At 57.7% G+C, this 1025-nt stretch carries 1 protein-coding gene; it reads left to right on the forward strand.

Annotated elements, in window-relative coordinates:
• Positions 1-225 precede the first annotated feature (225 nt).
• On the forward strand, positions 226-780 hold the full coding sequence (locus tag B7G66_RS16900) for a GNAT family N-acetyltransferase (protein ID WP_003621636.1): 555 nt from the start codon (positions 226-228) through the stop codon (positions 778-780).
• Positions 781-1025 lie beyond the last annotated feature (245 nt).

The raw sequence follows: 1025 nt of genomic DNA on the forward strand, positions 1-1025 counted from the left end.
GAAAGGGTGACACAAGGGCTCTGCCCTTGACCCGCCAAAGGGCTCGCCCTTTGGAAACCATGATGTAAATGGATCGGGGTGTGGGGGCGTGATTCCTGCCGTGTCCGGCTGTGATCTGTGTGGTGTGTTTCCGGTGGGGCAGGGGCCAGGTGCATCGTCGGTCTTTGCAATCCATGATATGTATCTGGCACTGCCCCTGTGGGCGATACAGACCGTGGAAAGAAAATGGCCGATCCCCTGACCCTGACCCAGCCCGTGATCGAGACGCCGCGTCTGCTGCTGCGCCCGCATCGCCTGTCGGATTTTCATGAATGGCGCGCGATGTTCCTTGATGAAGGCACGCGCCGCTTCCTCAGTTCCCCTTTGCCAAGCGAGGAGGAGTCCTGGAATCGCCTCCTGCGTTATATCGGGCACTGGTCGGCGTTGGGATATGGCCTGTTTGGCGTGTTCGACCGGGCGGATGGCCGGTTCCTGGGCGATGTGGGGCTGGCGGATTTCCATCGCGGGTTGGGGGCGGAGTTCGATCGCTGCCCGGAGGTGGCGTGGATCATGGCCGCCGCCGCCCATGGTCACGGATATGCGACAGAGGCCGCGCGCGCCGCCCATGACTGGTTCGCGCGCACCCATGGTCCACAACGCACGGTGGCCATCATCGACCCGGACAACCATCCCTCCCTGCGACTGGCGGCGCGGATGGGGTACCACCCGACAGGGGAATGCACATATCGCAATGCGGCGTGCGTGATGTTGGCACGTCCGGCGACGGCGGCCATGGCATAAGCGCACCACCCCGCGCGGCAGGCATGCTGCACAGGTTGTCTGAAAACCATGTGCCAATACAGAATTGAAACAATGAATTTTGACAGGTATTTTTCCAGATATATTTGTAAAAATGGTCATGATTTCAGAATATTAAAGTAATAACTGACATTTCCTGTTCCTTGCAAAGTGTTTGAAAAAACATTGATAAAAAACAGGAGGAGTTTTTGGGTGCTGCCTTTTTTCAAAAAGGCGGCGTCTTCTGA

It is taken from the genome of Novacetimonas hansenii JCM 7643 (assembly GCF_000964405.1).
Classification (GTDB): Bacteria; Pseudomonadota; Alphaproteobacteria; order Acetobacterales; family Acetobacteraceae; genus Novacetimonas; species Novacetimonas hansenii.